Source organism: Achromobacter spanius (assembly GCF_003994415.1).
Taxonomy (GTDB): domain Bacteria; phylum Pseudomonadota; class Gammaproteobacteria; order Burkholderiales; family Burkholderiaceae_B; genus Achromobacter; species Achromobacter spanius_C.
In genome coordinates, this window is sequence record NZ_CP034689.1 from 1,498,841 (window position 1) to 1,519,240 (window position 20,400).

Sequence of the window (20,400 nt, forward strand, 5' to 3'; positions counted from 1 at the left end):
CCCGGATTCAAACTATGCTGCTTTCCGAACAGGCCTACCAGAAAATCGACCGAGAACTCGCGAAGTTCCCGGCCGACCAGCGGCAGTCCGCCATCATGGCCTCGCTTGCCATCGCGCAAGAAGAGAAGGGCTGGTTGGCTACCGAAACCATTGAAGATGTGGCCAATTACATTGGCGTCCCGCCCATTGCGGTGCAGGAAGTCGCCACGTTCTACAACATGTTCGACGTCAAGCCCGTCGGCAAGAACAAGATCGCCGTCTGCACGAACCTGCCCTGTGCCTTGCGCGATGGCGACCGTGCTGGCGAATACCTCAAGCGCAAGCTGGGTGTCGACTACCGCCAAACCACCGCCGACGGCCAGTTCACGCTGGTTGAAGGCGAATGCATGGGCGCTTGCGGCGATTCCCCCGTGCTGATCGTGAACAACAAGCATATGTGCGTGCGCATGACCGACGAGAAGCTGGACGCGCTGGTCGCGGCCCTCAAGGTGCAAGGAGAGTCGGCATGAACGCGCCCGACCTGTACAAGCAGTTCGCGCAGGGGCTGGACCCCAACCCGCTGAACGACGTGTCCAATTCGATGTGCTTGCACGGCCGCCACATCAAGCCGCAGATCATGGCTGATGTCGACGGCGCCAACTGGCGCCTCGAAGACTACGTCAAGCGCGGTGGCTACGAAGCCCTGAAGAAGATCCTGACCACCGGCATGAAGCCGGAAGACGTGATTGCCGAAGTCAAGGCGTCGGGTCTGCGCGGCCGTGGCGGCGCGGGCTTCCCGACCGGCCTGAAGTGGAGCTTCATGCCGCGCGCGTTCCCGGGCCAGAAGTACCTCGTCTGCAACTCGGACGAAGGCGAGCCGGGCACGTTCAAGGACCGCGACATCCTGCGCTTCAATCCGCACATCGTGATTGAAGGCATGGCGATCGCGGCCTACGCCATGGGCATCAGCGTCGGCTACAACTATATCCACGGCGAAATCTTCGAAGTGTATGAACGCTTCGAAGAGGCGCTGGAAGAGGCGCGCGCCGCCGGCTTCCTGGGCGACAAGATCCTGGGCTCGGACTACAGCTTCCAGCTGCATGCGTTCCACGGCTACGGCGCCTACATCTGCGGCGAAGAAACCGCGCTGCTGGAATCGCTGGAAGGCAAGAAGGGCCAACCGCGCTTCAAGCCGCCGTTTCCGGCCAGTTTCGGCCTGTACGGCAAGCCCACCACGATCAACAACACCGAAACGTTCGCGGCCGTGCCGTGGATCATCCGCAACAGCGGCCAGGCTTACCTGGAAGTTGGCAAGCCGAACAACGGCGGCACCAAGCTGTTCTCGATCACCGGCGACGTCGAACGCCCCGGCAACTACGAGATTCCGCTGGGCACCCCGTTCTCGACGCTGCTGGAATTGGCGGGCGGCATGCGCGGCGGCAAGAAACTGAAGGCGGTGATCCCTGGCGGATCCAGCGCCCCGGTGCTGCCGGCCGACATCATCATGGAATGCACGATGGACTATGACTCCATCGCCAAGGCCGGCTCGATGCTCGGTTCTGGCGCGGTGATCGTCATGGACGAAACGCGCTGCATGGTGAAGTCGCTCTTGCGCCTGTCGTACTTCTATTTCGAGGAAAGCTGCGGCCAGTGCACGCCGTGCCGCGAAGGCACCGGCTGGCTCTACCGCATGGTGCATCGCATCGAAAACGGTCACGGCCGTCCGGAAGATCTGGACTTGCTGGACAACGTGGCAGGCAACATCATGGGCCGCACCATCTGCGCCCTGGGTGACGCCGCCGCCATGCCCGTCCGTGGCTTCCTCAAGCATTTTCGCGACGAATTCGCGCACCACATCGAGCATAAGTCTTGTGTGGTCCCGCAATATCTGTAGGTCTCAGGAACAGCAATGGTTGAACTAACCGTCGACGGCAATCAGGTCGAAGTGCCCGAAGGCAGCATGGTCATGCATGCCGCTCAGAAAGTCGGGCTTTACGTGCCGCATTTCTGCTACCACAAGAAACTGTCCATCGCGGCCAACTGCCGGATGTGCCTGGTTGAAGTGGAAAAAGCGCCCAAGGCGCTGCCCGCCTGCGCCACGCCCGTGACCAACGGCATGGTCGTCCACACCTGCTCTGAAAAGGCTCGCGCCGCTCAGAAGTCGGTGATGGAATTCTTGCTCATCAATCACCCCCTCGACTGCCCGATCTGCGATCAGGGCGGCGAATGCCAGTTGCAGGATCTGGCCGTGGGTTACGGTGGCTCTTCCTCGCGTTACCAAGAGGAAAAGCGCGTCGTCTTCCACAAGGACCTGGGTCCGCTGGTTTCCGCCGAGGAAATGAGCCGCTGCATCCACTGCACCCGCTGCGTGCGCTTCGGCCAGGAAATCGCCGGGGTCATGGAACTGGGCATGTTGGGCCGTGGCGAACACTCCGAGATCACGACGTTTGTCGGCCGCTCGATCGAGTCCGAACTGTCGGGCAACATGATCGACATCTGTCCGGTGGGCGCGCTGACCTCCAAGCCCTTCCGCTACAGCGCCCGCACCTGGGAACTGGCTCGCCGCCGTTCGGTCAGCCCGCACGACAGCCTGGGCGCCAACCTGGTGGTTCAGGTCAAGGGCGACCGCGTCATGCGCGTGGTCCCGTTCGAAGACGAAGCCGTCAACGAATGCTGGATCAGCGACCGCGATCGCTTCTCGTACGAAGGCCTGAACAGCGACGACCGCCTGACTGCCCCGATGATCAAGGGCACCGACGGCAAGTGGCAGGAAGCCTCTTGGGCTGACGCGCTGCAAGCCGTGGCCCAAGGCCTGTCGCGCGTTCGCGACAGCTTCGGCGCCGGCCAGATCGGCGCGTTGGCGTCGGAATACGCCACCACCGAAGAATATGCCTTGCTGGGCCGCCTGGTCCGCGCGCTGGGTTCCGAGAACATCGACTTCCGCCTGCGCCAGACCGACCCGGCCTTCGACGCCGCGTTGACCGGTGCTCCGTGGCTGGGCATGCCCATCGCTGAACTCGACAACCTGGACCGCGTGCTGGTCGTCGGCTCGTTCCTGCGCAAGGATCACCCGTTGATGGCGCAACGCCTGCGTCAAGCCGCCAAGCGCGGCACGCAGATCCTGATGGTCGACAGCGCCGCTGACGATCCTCTGATGCCCATCGCCGCCCGCATCACCGTGGCTCCGTCCGAGCTGCCGCGCGCGCTGGCCGAAGTGGCCGTCGCCCTGGCGCAAGCCAAGGAACAGGCCGTGCCGGCCGAATTCGCCTCGGTCACCCCGGGCGAAAACGCCAAGATCATCGCCGCCAGCCTGGCTTCCGGCGCCAACACCGCCGTGCTGCTGGGCAACTTGGCCGTGGCCAGCGCCCAAGCCTCGACGCTGGCCGCCAACGGCCGCGCCGTGGCGAACCTGGCCGGTGGCAAGTTCGGCTTCCTGACTTCCGGCGGCAACACCGTCGGCGGTTACCTGGCCGGCGCCGTGCCGGGCAAGGGTGGCAAGAACGCCGCCGCCATGCTGGCCGAGCCGCTCAAGGCCTACATCGTGCTGCACGCCGAGCCGCTGCTGGATGCCGACAACGGCCAGCAAGCCATCGCCGCGCTGCGTGGCGCGCAGTTCGCCGTGGCTCTGACGCCTTACCGTTCGGCCGCGGCCGAATGGGCCGACGTCATGCTGCCGGTGTCGCCGTTCACCGAAACCTCGGGCACCTTCGTCAACGCGCAAGGCCTGGCCCAGAGCTTCAAGGGCACGGTTACGCCGTTGGGCCAGACGCGTCCGGGCTGGAAGGTCCTGCGCGTGCTGGGCAACGTGCTGCATCTGGCCGGCTTTGACGATGAAACGTCGGAATCGGTGCGCGACGCCGCGCTGGCCGGTGGCATCGAAGGCCGCCTGTCCAACGACGTCAAGGCGCCGCTGGGCCTGGGTCAGGCACTGACCGGCCTGGAACGCGTGGCCGATGTGCCGATCTACCGCACCGACGCCATGGTTCGCCGTTCGGAGCCGCTGCAAGCGTCCCCGGCCTCCAAGAAGCCGGCCGCCGCCATGAACGGCCGCACGCTTACCAGCCTGGGCCTGACGGCCGGGGTCAAGGTGCGCGTGGCGGGTCCGCAAGGCGCCGTCGAACTTGAAACCGTGCAGGATGATGCCGTGGCCGACCGCGCCGTGCGCATTTCCGCAGCCTTTGAAAACACCGCAGCCCTGGGTGGCGCATTCGGTCAACTCAGCGTGGAGCGTGCCTGATGGAATGGCTTAATGTTCTTGAGAGCCACGGGCAGGAGTTGCTGGGCCCGACGGTCTGGATGGTCCTCTGGACCCTCATCAAGATTGTGATCATCGCCGTGCCGATCATTCTGTGCGTTGCGTACCTGACGTACTGGGAACGCAAGATGATCGGCGCCATGCACGTGCGCATGGGTCCGAACCGCGTGGGTTTCAAGGGGCTGTTGCAGCCGTTTGCCGACGTGTTCAAGCTGCTGACCAAGGAAGTCGTGGTCCCCAGCCAGGCCAACAAGGTGCTGTTCATCGTGGCCCCCGTGGTCACGCTGATGCCTGCGCTGGCCGCCTGGGCGGTGGTGCCCTTCGGTCCCGACATCGTGCTGGCCAACGTCAACGCCGGCCTGCTGTACATCATGGCCATCACGTCCATCGGCGTGTATGGCGTGATCGTGGCGGGTTGGGCGTCGAACTCCAAGTACGCGTTCCTGGGCGCGCTGCGCGCTTCGGCACAGATGCTGTCCTACGAACTGGCCATCGGCTTCGTGCTCGTCACGGTGCTGCTGGTCTCGGGCAGCTTGAACATGTCCGAAATCGTCAATGTCCAGAACCGCGGCTGGTTTGCGGAGAAGGGCCTGACGTTCATGTCCTGGAACTGGCTGCCGCTGTTGCCGCTGTTCGTGATCTACGTGATTTCGGCCGTGGCCGAAACCAACCGTCACCCGTTCGACGTGGTCGAAGGCGAATCGGAAATCGTGGCCGGCCACATGGTCGAGTACTCGGGTATGGCCTTCGCCCTGTTCTTCCTGGGTGAATACGCCAACATGATCCTGCTGTCCTGCATGGCGTCGATCATGTTCCTGGGCGGCTGGGCGTCCCCGATCGACATCGCGCCGTTGACCTGGATTCCGGGTTGGATCTGGCTGGGTCTGAAGACGTTCTTCGTGGTCTCGTTGTTTGTGTGGTTCCGCGCATCGTTCCCGCGCTACCGCTATGACCAGATCATGCGTTTGGGTTGGAAAATCTTCATCCCGCTGACCGGCGTTTGGCTGGTCGTGGTGGCGATCTGGATGCAGACGCCCTGGAACATTTGGCGCTAAGCCGCCAGGCAGAGGCAGGATATGGAAGCGATCAAAGATTTCTTCGGCAGCCTGATGCTGACCGAGTTGCTCAAGGGCATGCGCCTGACGGGCAAGTACTTTTTCAAGCGCAAGGTCACCTTGCGTTATCCGCAGGAAAAGACGCCCACGTCGGCGCGATTCCGCGGCCTGCACGCGTTGCGCCGCTACCCCAACGGGGAAGAGCGTTGCATTGCGTGCAAGCTGTGCGAAGCCGTGTGCCCGGCCTTGGCGATCACCATCGAATCGGACCAGCGCGAGGACGGCACCCGCCGCACCACGCGTTACGACATCGATCTGACCAAGTGCATTTTCTGCGGCTTCTGTGAGGAAAGCTGCCCCGTGGACTCGATCGTGGAAACCCATATCCACGAATACCACGGTGAAAAGCGCGGCGACCTGTATTTCACCAAAGACATGCTGCTCGCCGTGGGCGACCGCTACGAAGCCGACATCGCCCGCCGCCGGGCCGACGACGCTCCTTACCGTTGAAGCCCAGGGTCTGATCCATGACTTTTACCACTGTCCTTTTCTACATACTGGCCGCCGTGCTGGTGATCGCGGCGTTCCGCGTGATCACCGCGCGCAGTCCGGTCACCGCGGTCTTGCACCTGATCCTGGCATTCTCCAACGCAGCCATGCTGTGGATGCTGCTGGGCGCTGAATTCCTGGCCTTGCTGCTGGTGCTGGTGTACGTGGGCGCCGTGATGGTGCTCTTCCTTTTCGTCGTGATGATGCTGGACATCCGCATGGACGCCATGCGCCAGGGTCTGAAGACCTACCTGCCGCTGGGCCTGGTGATCGGTCTGGTTCTGGTGCTGGAAATGTCGTTCGTGCTGGGTTCCACCTGGTATGGCGCGGGCCCGCAAGCCCCGGTCGCCGGCGACTACAACAACGCCCGCGCGCTCGGCGAAGCCATGTACACGCAGTACATCTACGCCGTCGAAGTTGGCGCCGCGCTGCTGCTGGTGGGCATGGTCGCCGCGATTGCGCTGACGCTGCGCCGCCGCCGCGACGTGAAGTACAACGACCCGGTAGCCGCCGTGCGCGTCCGTTCGAAGGACCGCTTCCGCATGGTCAACATGCCCGCCCAGAGCGAGCGTGCCCAAGCCAAGCGTGATGCCTCGTCCGGCGCCGCCGCCGCGCCCCAAGGAGAAAAACAATGACGCTGACGCTGGCCCACTATCTGATCCTTGGGGCGATCCTGTTCGCCATCGGGATCTTCGGCATCTTCCTGAACCGCCGCAACCTGATCATTCTCTTGATGTCCATCGAGCTCGTGCTCCTGGCCGTCAACATGAACTTCGTGGCGTTCTCCAGCTGGTTCGGCGACACCGCCGGCCAGGTGTTCGTGTTCTTCATCCTGACCGTGGCCGCCGCTGAAGCGGCGATCGGCCTGGCCATCTTGGTGCTGCTGTTCCGCAACCTGAACACGATCAACGTTGACGAACTCGATCGCCTGAAGGGCTGACGGGGTATTGGAAGAAAATGTCTAGCTCACCCAATCTCTACTTGCTCATCGCGCTGGCACCGCTGGCCGGAGCAATTCTCGCGGGCCTTTTCGGCACCGGCTTCCTGGGCCGTCCCATCGGCCGCCGCGCGTCCCACGTCATCACCATTCTTGGCGTACTCATCTCGGCCATCGGTTCGGTGGTGGTGCTGGGCGACGTGCTCAACGGCCTGCGCTTTGACGGCGCGGTCTACACCTGGAGCCTGATCGGCCAGACCAAGCTGGAAATCGGCTTCCTGATCGATCCGCTGTCGGCCATGATGATGGTCGTGGTCACGTCGGTGTCGCTGATGGTGCACATCTACACCATCGGCTACATGGCTGACGACCCCGGCTATCAGCGCTTCTTCTCGTACATCTCGCTGTTCACGTTCTCCATGCTGATGCTGGTGATGTCGAACAACATGGTGCAGCTGTTCTTCGGCTGGGAAGCAGTGGGCCTGGTGTCGTACCTGCTGATCGGTTTCTGGTACACCCGCCCGACGGCCATCTTCGCCAACATGAAGGCATTCCTGATCAACCGCGTCGGTGACTTCGGCTTCGTGCTGGGTATCGGCCTGTTGTTCGCGTACGCCGGCACGATGCACTACGGCGAAGTCTTCGCCCAAGCCGACAAGCTGGCCGCGATGACCCTGCCGGGTTCTGACTGGATGCTGCTGACGGTGGCGTGTATCTGCCTGTTCATCGGCGCCATGGGCAAATCGGCCCAGGTTCCGCTGCACGCCTGGCTGCCTGACTCCATGGAAGGCCCGACCCCGATCTCCGCACTGATCCACGCCGCCACCATGGTGACGGCCGGTATCTTCATGGTGGCGCGCTTCTCGCCGCTGTTTGAACTGTCGGACGTGGCGCTGTCGTTCATCATCGTGATCGGCGCCATCGGCGCGCTGTTCCTGGGCATCCTGGGCATCATCCAGACTGACATCAAGCGCGTTGTTGCGTACTCCACGCTGTCGCAGCTGGGTTACATGACGGTGGCGCTGGGCGCCTCGGCCTACTCGGTGGCCATTTTCCACCTGATGACCCACGCGTTCTTCAAGGCGCTGCTGTTCCTGGGCGCGGGCTCGGTCATCATCGGCATGCACCACGACCAGGACATCCGCAACATGGGTGGCCTGCGCAAGTACATGCCAATCACCTGGATCACGTTCCTGCTGGGCACGCTGGCACTGGTTGGCACGCCGTTCTTCTCGGGTTTCTACTCGAAGGAAAACATTATCGAAGCGGCCGGCCACGCCAACGTCTGGGGCGCAAGCTTCGCGTACTACGCCGTGCTGATCGGTGTGTTCGTGACCTCGCTGTACTCGTTCCGCGTGTATTTCCTGGTCTTCCACGGCAAGGAACGCTTCGACACCAGTGACCACGGTCATGGCCATGGCCACGACGATCACGGTCATGACGACCACGGCCACGGCCATCATGGCGGCAAGCCGCATGAGTCGCCCTGGGTGGTCACGCTGCCGCTGATCCTGCTGGCGATTCCGTCGGTGCTGGTTGGCGCCTGGGCGGTTGACCCGATGCTGTTCGGCAAGTTCTTCAACGGCGTGATCACGGTGCTGCCGCAGCATCCGGCCATGCACGAACTGCAAGAAGAGTGGCACGGCTGGGTCGCCTACGGCCTGCATGCCTTCCAGACCCTGCCGTTCTGGCTGGTCGTGGCTGGTTTCGTCATTGCCTGGTACTGCTACCTGATCAATCCCAAGGTTCCGGCCGCCATCAAGGCCAACCTCTCCGGCGTCAACAAGGTGCTTGAAAACAAGTACTACGTGGACTGGGTCAACGAGCAGATCATTGCTCGCGGCATGCGCGCCCTGGGCCGTGGCCTGTGGCAGACCGGCGACCGCGGCATCATCGATGGCCTGCTGGTCAACGGTAGCGCCCGCGTCGTGGGCTGGGTGGCAGCGGTCAGCCGCCACCTGCAATCCGGCTTCATCTATCACTACGCGTTCGCGATGATCATCGGCATCATGGCGCTGGTGACTTTCTTTGTGCTGATTCCCCAATGATGGCAAGCGAGATGGCATCCAACACTTTCCCCTGGCTCACGCTTGCGATCTTTGTCCCGATCGTATTCGGCCTGCTGGTGCTGGCGGTGGGCCGTGACGACCGTCCCGGTCTGACGCGCGGCCTGTCGCTGGCCGGCGCCGTTGCCGGTTTCCTCGTCACGATTCCGCTCTACACCGGTTTTGACAACACCACGGCCGCCATGCAGTTCGTGGAAAAGGCCTCGTGGATCGAAGCCTTCAACGTCAATTACCACTTGGGCATCGACGGCATTTCGCTGTGGTTCGTCCTCCTGACCGCGTTCATCACCGTCATCGTGGTGCTGGCCGGCTGGGAAGTCATCACCAGCCGCGTGGCGCAGTACATGGCCGCCTTCCTGATCCTGTCGGGTCTGATGGTGGGCGTGTTCGCCGCGCTGGACGGCATGCTGTTCTACGTGTTCTTCGAAGCCACGCTGATCCCGATGTACATCATCATCGGGGCGTGGGGCGGCGATAACCGTATCTACGCGGCATTCAAGTTCTTCCTCTACACGCTGATGGGTTCCCTGCTGACCCTGATCGCCTTCATCTACCTGTGGCATGCATCGGGTGGTTCGTTCGACATCCTGACCTGGCACCAGGTCAAGCTGGGCCAGACCGAACAGATCCTGATCTTCGTGGCGCTGCTGGCGGCCTTCGCGGTGAAGGTGCCGATGTGGCCGGTTCACACCTGGTTGCCGGACGTGCACGTTGAAGCGCCCACGGGCGGCTCCATCGTGCTGGCCGCGATCATGCTGAAGCTGGGCGCCTATGGCTTCCTGCGCTTCTCGCTGCCGATCACGCCCGACGCCTCGCACAGCCTGGCCGGCCTGATGATCACGTTGTCGCTGATTGCGGTGATCTACATCGGACTGGTGGCGATCATCCAGGAAGACATGAAGAAGCTGGTGGCTTACTCGTCGGTTGCCCACATGGGTTTCGTGACGCTGGGCTTCTTCATCTTCAACACGGCCGGCGTCGAAGGCGCCATCGTGCAGATGATTTCCCACGGCTTCGTGTCGGGCGCCATGTTCATGTGTATCGGCGTGCTGTATGACCGCATGCACTCACGCCAGATCGCCGATTACGGTGGTGTGGTCAACGTGATGCCGCGCTTCGCCACGTTCTTCATCCTGTTCTCGATGGCCAACAGCGGCCTGCCGGCCACCAGCGGTTTCGTCGGCGAGTTCATGGTGATCATGGGCGCGGTCGAGCACAACTTCTGGATCGGCCTGTTGGCGGCTACCGCCCTGATCATGGGGGCTGCGTATTCGCTGTGGATGGTCAAGCGTGTGGTCCTGGGCGACATCGCCAATGACCACGTCCGCGAGCTGACCGATATCAACCGCCGCGAATTTGTGATTCTTGGCGTGATGGCGATCGCCGTGTTGTACATGGGGATCTATCCCAAGCCCTTTACCGACGTCATGCACGTATCGGTCGAGGCCCTGCTGCAACACGTTGCCGTCTCGAAACTGTAAGACAAGACAATGATGCAATCCCAAATCGATTTCGCCCTGGCGGCGCCGGAAATCCTTCTGCTGGTTTCCGGCCTGGCTATCCTGCTCGTCGACGCGGTCAGCAATCACCCCGAGCGCAAGCCGACGTTTCTGCTGACCCTGCTGGTGTTGGGCGCGCTGACCGTCGTGTCGGCTGTGCAATGGATGAACGGCGTTAAGGGCGCGACCTTCCACGGTCTGTACGTCACCGACGAACTGTCGCACCTGCTGAAGATCGCGTCCTACATTGCCGTGGGCGCCACGCTGGTCTATGGCCGTGTCTATGCGCAAGTGCGTGACATGCTCAAGGGCGGCGAGCTTTACGTCCTGACGCTGTTCGCGCTGCTGGGCCAGATGGTCATGATTTCCTCCGGGAACCTGATCTCCATCTACCTGGGCCTGGAACTGATGTCGCTGGCGCTGTACGCGCTGATCGCGCTGCGCCGCGATGACGTCGTGGCCACCGAAGCCGCCATGAAGTACTTCGTGCTGGGCGCGTTGGCCTCGGGCTTCCTGCTGTACGGCATGTCGATGGTCTACGGCGCCACGGGTCACCTGGACCTGGCCGAAGTGTCCAAGGTCATCGCCGCCGGTAAGGCCGAGAAGATGGCGCTGGTGTTCGGCATTGTGTTCCTGGTATCGGGCCTGGCGTTCAAGCTGGGCGCCGTGCCGTTCCACATGTGGGTGCCGGACGTCTACCAAGGCTCGCCGACCGCCGTCACGCTGATCCTGGGCGGCGCGCCCAAGCTGGCGGCCTTCGCTATCACCCTGCGTCTGCTGGTGGACGGCCTGCATGGCCTGGCCGCCGACTGGCAGCCGATGTTGATGATTCTGGCCGTGCTGTCGCTGGCGATCGGTAACCTGACCGCCATCGCGCAGACCAACTTCAAGCGCATGCTGGCTTATTCGACCATCTCGCACATGGGCTTCGTGCTCTTGGGCCTGATGTCGGGCGCGGTCGAAGGCAAGCCGGAACTGTCGTCGGCCGCCTATGGCGCGTCGCTGTTCTACATGCTGACCTACGTGCTGACCACGCTGGCCAGCTTCGGCATCGTGCTGCTGCTGTCGCGCCAGGGTTTCGAGTGCGAGCACATCGACGACCTGAAGGGCCTGAACCGCCGTAGCCCGTGGCATGCGTTCATCGTGCTGCTGCTGATGTTCTCGCTGGCCGGCATTCCGCCGCTGGTGGGCTTCTACGCCAAGCTGGCCGTGCTGCAAGCGCTGGTCAGCGCGGGCCACGTGACGCTGGCGGTGGTGGCGGTGCTGTTCTCGCTGATCGGCGCGTTCTACTACCTGCGTGTCGTGAAGGTCGTTTACTTCGACGAACCGGTGGCTGATGTGGCCCCGATCGTCGCGACCTGCGGTCAACGCGGCCTGCTGTCGATCAACGGCGCCATGATGCTGCTGTTGGGCCTGTTGCCCGGTGGCCTGATGGCGCTGTGCGTGCAGGCGATTCGTTCGTCGCTGAGCCTGTAAGCGGAACCCGGCCATGAACCAGACGCTGGCGGTATGGCTGTTGATCGCGCTGGCGCTGGTCAGCGCCAACCTGCCGTTCCTGACCGAACGCGTCTTCGCCGTCTTGCCCTGGAAGCAGGGTGGGGCGGTGGCGGTCAAGCCGTTCTGGATGCGTCTGGTTGAAGTGCTGGTGTTTTACGGCATCGTCGGCGCGTTGGGTTTTGCTTTCGAATCCACGCTGGGCAATCGCTTTGCCCAGACGTGGGAGTTCTACGCCATTACCCTCAGCCTGTACCTGGTGCTGGCCTATCCGGGCTTCGTGTACCGCTATCTGTTCAAGCGGCACCCTCGCTTACGGGTTTGAATGCCCCGCCAACGCCACAAAACGCCCTACGGGGCGTTTTTCTTTTGAGGATGTGAAATGCGACACGCTCAAACCCGCCCGCTGTGGCGGTGCCGTGGCGGGCCGCAGCAAAGATGGTTTGGGCAAGAGCAGCGGCGCCGTCCGCGTCCCCCGTTATCTATTTACGGGTGTTGTTTTTTCATCTTTTACCGACCGGCAATGCCGTCATTCAGGTGTCGTTCAGCGCTCAAGATCAAAATCGCAACCGGTAAAAAAACAAGAATCGTTGCTATTCACATTCTGGAGAAGCTGGTTTGAAGTCCCAAGATTCGTATTCGCTGAATACGCTCGCTACCTCGCTTGCCGCGGCCATTGCGGCGCCCGCCCTGTTCATCAGCCCCTACGCCGCCGCGCAGTCCACGGATTCGGGTGTCACGCAGCTTGCGCCGGTTCGGGTGGAGGGCGAGGGCTCTTCCTACCAAACGAACACCGTACCGTCGCCCAAGATGACGGCGCCGCTGCTCGACACGCCGCGCACTGTGCAGGTGGTGCCCAAGCAGGTGATCCAGGATCAGGCCGCGTCGACCTTGCAGGACGTGCTGCGCAACTCGCCCGGCATTACGTTTGGCGCCGGTGAAGGCGGCCGTCCGGGTGGCGATCTTCCCATTATTCGCGGGCAGAATGCCGCCAGCAGCCTGTTCCTGGACGGTATCCGCGATTCCAGCACGCAGGTGCGCGACACCTTCAACCTGGAACAGGTGGAAGTGATCAAGGGTCCGGACTCGGTGTATTCCGGCCGGGGCGGGGCGGGCGGCAGCATCAACATGGTCAGCAAGGCGCCCAAGGCCACTGACTTCACTGAAGCCACCGCGCAGATCGGCACCGACAACAATTACCGCGCGACCATCGACAGCAACTGGCGACTGGCCGACAAGGCCGCCTTCCGCCTGAACGTGATGGGCAACAAGGGCGATGTGGCCGGCCGCGACAACGCCGTGGACTTCGAACGTTGGGGCGTGGCTCCGTCGCTGATGCTGGGCGTGGGAACGCCGACGCGCATCACGCTCAGCTACTACCACTATCAAGACGACAGCATGCCGGACTACTCCATTCCGTATGACCCGAAGACGGGGCAGCCGGTCACGGAGACGATGGGCGTGAGCCGCAAGTCGTTCTATGGCCTGACGGGCCGCGACTTCATGAAGACCCGCGACGACGTTGCCACGGTGGACTTCCAGCATGATTTCTCGGACAAGCTGCAGCTGCGCAACGTGACCCGCTATGGCCGGGGCACCACGGACTTTGCCGCGACGAACCCGGACGACAGCAAGGGCAATGTGGCCAACGGCCTGGTGTACCGCGCGCTGAAGTCGGGCTACTACGTCACCAAGACCTTCGCCAACCAGACCGACCTGACCGGCGAATTCGACACGGGCAGCCTGAAGCACACCTTCGACCTGGGCTTTGAATACAGCAACATCAAGCAGAACAAGGACGGCTACAAGGAATCGGGCGTGCCCACGGGCGGTAGCAACTGCGTGACCGCAACCAGCGCCGCCGGCGTCAACACCTACGCCAACCCGGCACTGTGCGCGTCCTTGTGGGACCCGGACCCCGGCACCGACTACCCGGGCACGCTGACCCGCAACAACAACCCCGCGCGCTACAACACGGATACCCTGGCGCTCTACGGGTTTGACACCATCAAGTTCAACGAGCAGTGGCAAGCCAGCCTGGGCGCGCGCTGGGACAACTACCGCACCAGCGGCAGCAACATCGCCGCCGGCCGTAACGACCCGGCGGGCACGCCGTCGTTCTACAGCACCAGCCGCAACGACAACCTGTTCAACTACCAGATCGGCCTGGCGTACAAGCCTTTGCCCAACGGCACCATCTACGCCACGTACGGCACCTCGTCCACGCCTTCGGCCATTGCGGCCAGCGCCACCAGCGACGCTACGTCGCTGAGCAATTCGTCGCTGGAACCCGAAAAAAGCCGCACCGTGGAAGTGGGCACCAAGTGGCAGGTCTTTGACGACCGCCTGACGCTGTCGGCCGCGGCGTTCCACGACATCCGCAAGAACACCAGCGTGGCGGTGTCGGCCACCGAAGTGGCGCAGGTGGGCGAGGCCAAGGTGCGCGGCATTGAACTGGGCTTCTCGGGCAACATCACGCCCAAGTGGAACGTGTTCGGCGGCTACACCTTCATGGATAGCGAAATGACCAAGGGCGCCTACAACAGCGGCGCCGTGGGTCAGGACCTGCCCAATACCCCGCGCAACGCCTTCAGCCTGTGGACCACCTACAAGGTGCTGCCCAAGCTGACGGTGGGCGGCGGCGCCTACTACGTGGACAAGGTCTACGGCAATTCAGACGCCACCCGTAACGCCAACGGCACGCCCAAGGCGCGCTGGGTGCCGTCGTACTGGCGCTTCGACGCCATGGCGGCCTACGAATTCAACGAGCACTACTCGGCGCAACTGAACGTGCTGAACCTGTTCGACGAAACGTACTACACCAAGGCTTACGCGGCCCACTACGCGGCGCTGGGCACCGGACGCGCGGCGTTGCTGACGCTGAAGATGCGCTACTGATCGGGCGCGGGAATGAAAATAGCCACCTTGATCGGTGGCTATTTTTTTTGCACGTTGAAGCCCGGGCGAAATCAGCTTTCAAACCAGTTCAGCACGCCGTCCAGCCCGGTGACGTTCAAGGCGAAGCGCGTTTGCTCGCGCACCACCGGCTTGGCGTGATAGGCCACGGGGAAGCCCGCGGCGCCCAGCATCAGCAAGTCGTTGGCGCCGTCGCCCATGGCGATGATCTGGTCTTTGGTGGCGCCGTGGGTGCGCGCGAATTCGCGCAGGTAGACGGCCTTGGCCTGCGCGTCCAGGATGTCGCCCAGCACGTGGCCGGTCAGCAGGCCGTTGTCGATTTCCAGCGTGTTGGCGTGTGCGCTGTCCAGCTTCAGGCGTTCGCGCAGGCGGTCGGTAAAGAAGGTGAAGCCGCCCGACACCAGCAGCACCTTGATGCCGGCTGCCTGCGCCGTGGAGATCAGCCGTTCGGCGCCGGGATTCAGGCGCAGCTTTTCCACATACACCTGTTCCAGCGCTTCGGCGGGCACGCCCTTGAGCAGCGCGACGCGGCGGCGCAGGCTTTCGGCAAAGTCCTTGATTTCGCCGCGCATGGCGGCTTCGGTGATTTCGGACACCTTGTCCTTCACACCCACCACGCCCGCGATCTCGTCGATGCATTCGATGTTGATCAGCGTGGAATCCATGTCCATCGCCAACACCTTGCAGCCAGACAGCTTCAGCCCGGCGGGCACGAACGCCACATCAACGCCCTGGCGTTCAGCCCAGGCCACGACTTCGGCACGGGTCAGGGCGTCGTGCTGAACGTCCAGCAAGCGGGCGGCGGTATTGCTGATGCGCGCCACGCCCTGGGCTTGGGCCATGGCGGCCAGTTGCTCGGCGTGTTCGATGCGTAGGCCGGGAGATTGGACGACAAGGTGATGGGTGGTCATAAGAAAATTGGGAAGGTCGTGGATTTACTTCAAGGCACGCAGCACGGCGCGGACGGCGTCAGAGCGGGCGGCGATTTGCGCTGCCTTGATCTCAACCCGCAATTTATCCTGTCCGGCCAGTTTGATGTTGCGTTGGCGCTGGACCAGTTCGATGATGCGCGCGGGGTCGACGCTGGTCTTGGGGCCGAACTGGATCAGCGCCTGGGTTTCGCTGGCGTCGATCTTGACGATGCCCAGCGGCTGCGCGGCCAGGCGCAGACGGTGCGTGGTCAAAAGCGTTTGCGCGGCTTCGGGCAGCTTGCCGAAGCGGTCGATCAGTTCTTCCTGGATGCGGATCAGGTCGTCTTCGTCGGCGGCGTGCGCCAGGCGCTTGTAGATGCCCAGGCGCGCGTGCACGTCGGCGCAGTAGTCGGACGGCAGCAGGGCCGGCGCATGCAGATTGACTTCGCAGGCCAGGTTGAAGGGCGCGTCCAGGTCCGGCTCTTCGCCCGCGCGCAGCGCGCGCACGGCTTCGTTGAGCATCTCGTTGTACATCGAGAAACCCACTTCCTGGATGTTGCCCGACTGCGAGTCGCCCAGCACTTCGCCCGTGCCGCGGATTTCCAGATCGTGCATGGCCAGATAGAAGCCGGACCCCAGTTCCTCCATGGCCTGGATCGCTTCCAGGCGCTTCTTGGCATTGGTGGTGATGGCGTCTTCGCCAGGCGTCAGCAAATAGGCGTAGGCCTGGTGGTGCGAACGGCCCACGCGGCCGCGCAACTGGTGCAACTGCGCCAGCCCGAAGCGGTCGGCGCGGTGGATCACGATGGTGTTGGCGCTGGGCACGTCGATGCCGGTTTCGATGATGGTGGTACACAGCAGCACGTTGTAGCGCTGCTGGTAGAAGCCCTTCATCACCTGTTCCAGCTCGCGCTCGGGCATCTGGCCGTGCGCCACCGCAATGCGCGCTTCCGGCACCAGTTCTTCCAGACGGGCGCGGCGGTTGTGGATGGTTTCCACCTCGTTGTGCAGGAAGTAGCACTGGCCGCCGCGCTTGAGTTCGCGCAAGAGCGCTTCGCGCAGCGTGCTGCCGTCTTCGCGGCGCACGAAGGTCTTGATGGCCAGGCGCTTTTGCGGCGCGGTGGCGATGACGGAGAAATCCCGGATGCCTTCCAGCGACATGCCCAGCGTGCGCGGAATGGGGGTGGCCGTCAGTGTCAGCACGTCGACCTCGGCGCGCAGCGCTTTCAGCGCTTCTTTCTGGCGCACGCCAAAGCGGTGTTCTTCGTCGATGATGACCAGTCCCAGGCGTTTGAATTTCACGTCCTTGGACAGAATCTTGTGCGTGCCGATCACGATGTCGACCCGGCCGTCGTTGATGCCCTCGACGGCGGCGGCCACTTCCTTGGCGGAGCGGAAACGCGACAGTTCCACCACGCGCACGGGCCAGTCGGCAAAGCGGTCAGAAAACGTTTGCGCGTGCTGTTCGGCCAGCAGCGTGGTGGGGCACAGCAGGGCGACCTGCTTGCCGTTGGCCACGGCCAGGAAGGCGGCGCGCAAGGCCACTTCGGTCTTGCCAAAGCCCACGTCGCCGCAGACCAGCCGGTCCATCGGGCGGCCGGAGGTCATGTCGGCGATCACCGCTTCGATGGCGGCCGCCTGGTCCACGGTTTCCTCAAAGCCGAAGCCCTCGGCGAACGCCTGGTAATCGTTCAGTGGCAGGTTGAAGGCGAAACCTTCGCGCGCCGCGCGCTGCGCATACAGCGCCAGCAGCTCGGCGGCGGTGTCGCGCACTTGCTTGGCGGCCTTGCGGCGGGCCTTGTCCCACTGGCCGGAACCCAGTTGGTGCAGCGGCGCCGCGTCGGGGTCGGCGCCGCTGTAGCGGGCGATCACATGCAGTTGCGACACCGGCACGTAGAGCGTGCTGCCGTTGGCGTATTCAAGATGGAGGAACTCCATCTCGCCTTCGCCCATGTCCATGTTGACCAGGCCGTGGTAGCGGCCGATGCCGTGCTGCGCGTGAACGACGGGGTCGCCGGCGCGCAGTTCGGACAGGTCGCGCACCATGGCTTCGACGTTGCTGGCGCGTTCCTGGTCGCGCTTGCCACGGCGGCCCGTGTTGGCGTGGCCCGGGTACAGGTCGTTTTCGGTCAGGAAGGCCAGGTTGGCCTGGGGCAGGCCGAAGCCCGTGGCCAGCGGCGCGGCGACGATGCCGAAGTTGGCGTCAGACGCCAGGAAGGCTTCGATCGTGTCGGGCTGCGCGTCTGGCGTGACGCCGAATTCGTTCAGCATCTGCACCAGGGTCTCGCGCCGGCCGGCGGAGTCGGCGCACAGCAGCACGCGGGTCTGGCGCGTTTGGACCAAGGCGCGCAGTTTGGCGATGGGGTCGTCGGACCGGCGCGCCACGCTGACGTCGGGCACCGCGCGGAAATCGGGATGCGGGTCGCCGGCCGTCAAGGACAGGCGGCGGAATTCCTTAAGCCGCGTGTACAGCGTTTCGTTATCCAGGAACAACGCCGAGGGCGGCAGCACGGGGCGCTCGCGGTCGCTCTTCAGGAAGTTGTAGCGGCTGGAGGTGTCTTGATTGAAGCGCTGGATGGCGTCGTCGATATCGCCGATGGTGACGGTGACCGTGCCCGTGGTCAGGTAATCGAACAGCGTGGCGGTTTCTTCGAAGAACAGCGGCAGGTAGTACTCGACGCCCGCGAACGGGATGCCGTTGCCGATATCTTTATAGGGTAGGGCGCGGGATGGATCGCCCTCGAATATTTCGCGAAAGCGCGCGCGGAAACGGGTGCGCGAGTCTTCGTCCATGGGGAACTCGCGGCCGGGCAGCAACTGCACTTCGCGCACGGGGTACAGGCTGCGCTGCGTGTCCACGTCGAAGCTGCGGATGGTCTCGATTTCGTCGTCGAACAGGTCCAGCCGGTAGGGCACGACCGAGCCCATGGGGAACAGGTCGATCAGGCCGCCCCGCAGGCAGAATTCGCCCGGCGCGGTGACCTGGGTCACGTGGTTGTAGTTGGCCAGCGTCAACTGCGCGCGCAGGGCCGCTTCGTTCAGCTTGTCTTTCTGCTTGAACGAAAACGTGTAGGCGGCCAGAAACGAAGGCGGCGCCAGGCGGTACAAGGCGGTGGTGATGGGCACCGTCAGCACGTCCACCGTCTTCATCATCAGCGAATGCAGCGTGTGCAGGCGCTGGGAAATCAGATCCTGGTGCGGAGAAAAGGCGTCGTAGGGCAGCGTTTCCCAGTCGGGCAACTGGCTGACCCGCAAGTCCGGCGCGAATAGCTGGATTTCTTCGGCCAGCCGCTGGGCTTCTACCGGTTCGGCGGTCAGGATGACCACGGGCACGGACGCCTGACGCGCCAGGTCCGCCAGCAGCCAGGCGTCTCCCGAGCCGGGCGGCCGGGGCTGCGCATAGCGCGCGCCGATTTTCAGCGCGGACAAAGTGGAGGCGGTCGCGGGGACGGGCGGCGCGGCGGTGGCGGGGGATGTGGGGGTGGGCATCAGGGTGGAAGCAGGCATCAAGCGGAAGATTATAAAATCACCGCACCATGTCTGACTCAATCATTGCAATCGTTCCCGCCGCGGGCGTTGGCGCCCGCGCCAGCCAGCCCGGCGCAGAACCCGTGCCCAAGCAATATCGTCCATTGGCCGGACAGCCCATGCTGCGCCATGCGGTGCTTGCCTTGCTGGCCGATGATCGTGTGTCCCAGGTACGGGTGGCGGTGACGCCGGGCGATGGCTGGGTTGACGCCGCGCTGGCGGGTTTGCCGCGCACCGTGTGGCGCGCATGCGGTGGCGCGACGCGGGCCGATACCGTGGCTGGCGCGTTGGCCGATAGCGGCGTGGCTGACGATACCTGGGTGCTGGTGCACGATGCCGCCCGGCCCGGATTGCCAGAAGGCGCGCTGCGCCGCTTGATCGACGCCTGCCTGGCGGACCCCGTGGGCGGCCTGCTGGCGTTGCCCGTGGCCGACACCGTCAAGGGCGGGCACGATCGCGTCGAGCGCACGTTGGATCGTAATGGCCTGTGGCTGGCGCAGACGCCGCAAATGTTTCGGGCCGGCGTGCTGCGCGATGCGCTGACGGCGGCCTCCGTGAATGGCGTGACCGTTACCGACGAAGCCTCCGCGCTAGAGGCGGCCGGCTACGCGCCATTGCTGGTCCCCGGCGCCTTGCGCAACTTCAAGGTGACGTGGCCGGATGATTTCGAACTGATGGAAAAATGGCTATGAGCATTCCTTTTCGCGTTGGGCAGGGCTTTGACGTGCATGCCTTGGTTGAAGGCCGGCCGCTGATCATCGGCGGCGTCACGATCCCGCACACGCATGGCTTGCTGGGCCATTCCGATGCCGACGTGTTGCTGCACGCCATTACTGATGCGCTGCTGGGCGCGGCGGGCCTGGGCGACATCGGGCGGCATTTTCCGGATACCGATCCTGCTTTCAAGGGCGCGGACAGCCGCGTGCTGTTGCGCGAAGCCATGGCGCGCGTGCGCGCCGCGGGCTGGACGCCGGTCAACATCGACGCGACGCTGCATGCGCAGGCCCCCAAGATCGGCCCGCACGCGCCCGCCATGGTCAAGAATATTGCGGCCGACACCGGGCTGGCCGAAGCCGACGTGAACATCAAGGCCAAGACGAACGAAGGCCTGGGTTACCTGGGCCGCAAGGAGGGCATCGCCGCCACTGTCGTCACGCTGCTGGCCCGGACGGACGCGTGATCGACGCGTGATCGTGCCTGCCATTTACGTT

16 protein-coding genes are annotated in these 20,400 nt (G+C 63.7%); 14 read left to right on the forward strand and 2 right to left on the reverse strand.

Annotated features, from left to right (window positions below):
- The first annotated feature begins 14 nt into the window (after nucleotides 1-14).
- The 12 genes from nuoE (at nucleotide 15) to ELS24_RS06820 (ending at nucleotide 14,732) form a co-directional block, all read left to right on the forward strand.
- Nucleotides 15-509, forward strand: coding sequence for an NADH-quinone oxidoreductase subunit NuoE (gene nuoE, locus ELS24_RS06765; RefSeq protein ID WP_006217963.1), 495 nt, complete (start codon nucleotides 15-17; stop codon nucleotides 507-509).
- Complete coding sequence (gene nuoF / locus ELS24_RS06770; RefSeq protein WP_050448544.1) at nucleotides 506-1,873, forward strand: NADH-quinone oxidoreductase subunit NuoF; 1,368 nt, start codon at nucleotides 506-508, stop codon at nucleotides 1,871-1,873. Before nuoE ends, nuoF begins: the two co-directional genes overlap by 4 nt.
- Nucleotides 1,874-1,888: 15 nt before the next feature.
- On the forward strand, nucleotides 1,889-4,216 hold the full coding sequence (gene nuoG / locus ELS24_RS06775) for an NADH-quinone oxidoreductase subunit NuoG (RefSeq protein ID WP_127183717.1): 2,328 nt from the start codon (nucleotides 1,889-1,891) through the stop codon (nucleotides 4,214-4,216).
- Nucleotides 4,216-5,289: an NADH-quinone oxidoreductase subunit NuoH gene (gene nuoH, locus ELS24_RS06780; RefSeq protein WP_050448546.1), complete on the forward strand. Its 1,074-nt coding sequence runs from the start codon at nucleotides 4,216-4,218 to the stop codon at nucleotides 5,287-5,289. The genes nuoG and nuoH overlap by 1 nt, the downstream gene beginning before the upstream one ends.
- Nucleotides 5,290-5,310: 21 nt before the next feature.
- A complete protein-coding gene (nuoI, locus tag ELS24_RS06785; protein ID WP_006217967.1) occupies nucleotides 5,311-5,799 on the forward strand; it encodes an NADH-quinone oxidoreductase subunit NuoI in 489 nt (162 codons plus the stop codon).
- A gap of 17 nt (nucleotides 5,800-5,816) precedes the next feature.
- The gene (locus ELS24_RS06790; protein WP_050448547.1) at nucleotides 5,817-6,473 is read left to right on the forward strand and encodes an NADH-quinone oxidoreductase subunit J; all 657 of its coding nucleotides are present in this window, start codon (nucleotides 5,817-5,819) and stop codon (nucleotides 6,471-6,473) included.
- Complete coding sequence (nuoK, locus tag ELS24_RS06795; RefSeq protein ID WP_006217969.1) at nucleotides 6,470-6,778, forward strand: NADH-quinone oxidoreductase subunit NuoK; 309 nt, start codon at nucleotides 6,470-6,472, stop codon at nucleotides 6,776-6,778. Before ELS24_RS06790 ends, nuoK begins: the two co-directional genes overlap by 4 nt.
- A 17-nt stretch (nucleotides 6,779-6,795) precedes the next feature.
- Entirely contained in the window at nucleotides 6,796-8,823 is a 2,028-nt protein-coding gene (gene nuoL / locus ELS24_RS06800; protein ID WP_050448549.1) for an NADH-quinone oxidoreductase subunit L, read from the forward strand.
- Nucleotides 8,820-10,322, forward strand: coding sequence for an NADH-quinone oxidoreductase subunit M (locus ELS24_RS06805; protein WP_050448550.1), 1,503 nt, complete (start codon nucleotides 8,820-8,822; stop codon nucleotides 10,320-10,322). Before nuoL ends, ELS24_RS06805 begins: the two co-directional genes overlap by 4 nt.
- Before the next feature lie 9 nt (nucleotides 10,323-10,331).
- The gene (gene nuoN / locus ELS24_RS06810) at nucleotides 10,332-11,816 is read left to right on the forward strand and encodes an NADH-quinone oxidoreductase subunit NuoN (protein WP_127183718.1); all 1,485 of its coding nucleotides are present in this window, start codon (nucleotides 10,332-10,334) and stop codon (nucleotides 11,814-11,816) included.
- Between the two features lie 13 nt (nucleotides 11,817-11,829).
- On the forward strand, nucleotides 11,830-12,159 hold the full coding sequence (locus tag ELS24_RS06815; protein WP_050448552.1) for a DUF2818 family protein: 330 nt from the start codon (nucleotides 11,830-11,832) through the stop codon (nucleotides 12,157-12,159).
- 293 nt (nucleotides 12,160-12,452) lie between these two features.
- A complete protein-coding gene (locus ELS24_RS06820) occupies nucleotides 12,453-14,732 on the forward strand; it encodes a TonB-dependent receptor (protein ID WP_127183719.1) in 2,280 nt (759 codons plus the stop codon).
- A gap of 71 nt (nucleotides 14,733-14,803) precedes the next feature.
- Here ELS24_RS06820 and serB read toward each other — a convergent pair whose 3' ends face one another.
- Nucleotides 14,804-15,661: a phosphoserine phosphatase SerB gene (gene serB, locus ELS24_RS06825; RefSeq protein WP_050448554.1), complete on the reverse strand. Its 858-nt coding sequence runs from the start codon at nucleotides 15,659-15,661 to the stop codon at nucleotides 14,804-14,806.
- 24 nt (nucleotides 15,662-15,685) lie between these two features.
- A complete protein-coding gene (gene mfd / locus ELS24_RS06830; protein WP_050448569.1) occupies nucleotides 15,686-19,150 on the reverse strand; it encodes a transcription-repair coupling factor in 3,465 nt (1,154 codons plus the stop codon).
- Nucleotides 19,151-19,197: 47 nt separating this feature from the next.
- Here mfd and ispD point away from each other — a divergent pair, with 47 nt between their 5' ends.
- Both ispD and ispF read left to right on the forward strand, forming a co-directional pair.
- Nucleotides 19,198-19,881 (forward strand): 2-C-methyl-D-erythritol 4-phosphate cytidylyltransferase, encoded by a 684-nt coding sequence (gene ispD, locus ELS24_RS06835; RefSeq protein WP_127183720.1) that lies wholly within the window; start codon nucleotides 19,198-19,200, stop codon nucleotides 19,879-19,881.
- Nucleotides 19,878-20,369 carry a 2-C-methyl-D-erythritol 2,4-cyclodiphosphate synthase gene (ispF, locus tag ELS24_RS06840; RefSeq protein WP_050448556.1) on the forward strand — a complete coding sequence of 164 codons (492 nt, stop codon included), beginning with the start codon at nucleotides 19,878-19,880 and terminating at the stop codon, nucleotides 20,367-20,369. The genes ispD and ispF overlap by 4 nt, the downstream gene beginning before the upstream one ends.
- Nucleotides 20,370-20,400: the final 31 nt, after the last annotated feature.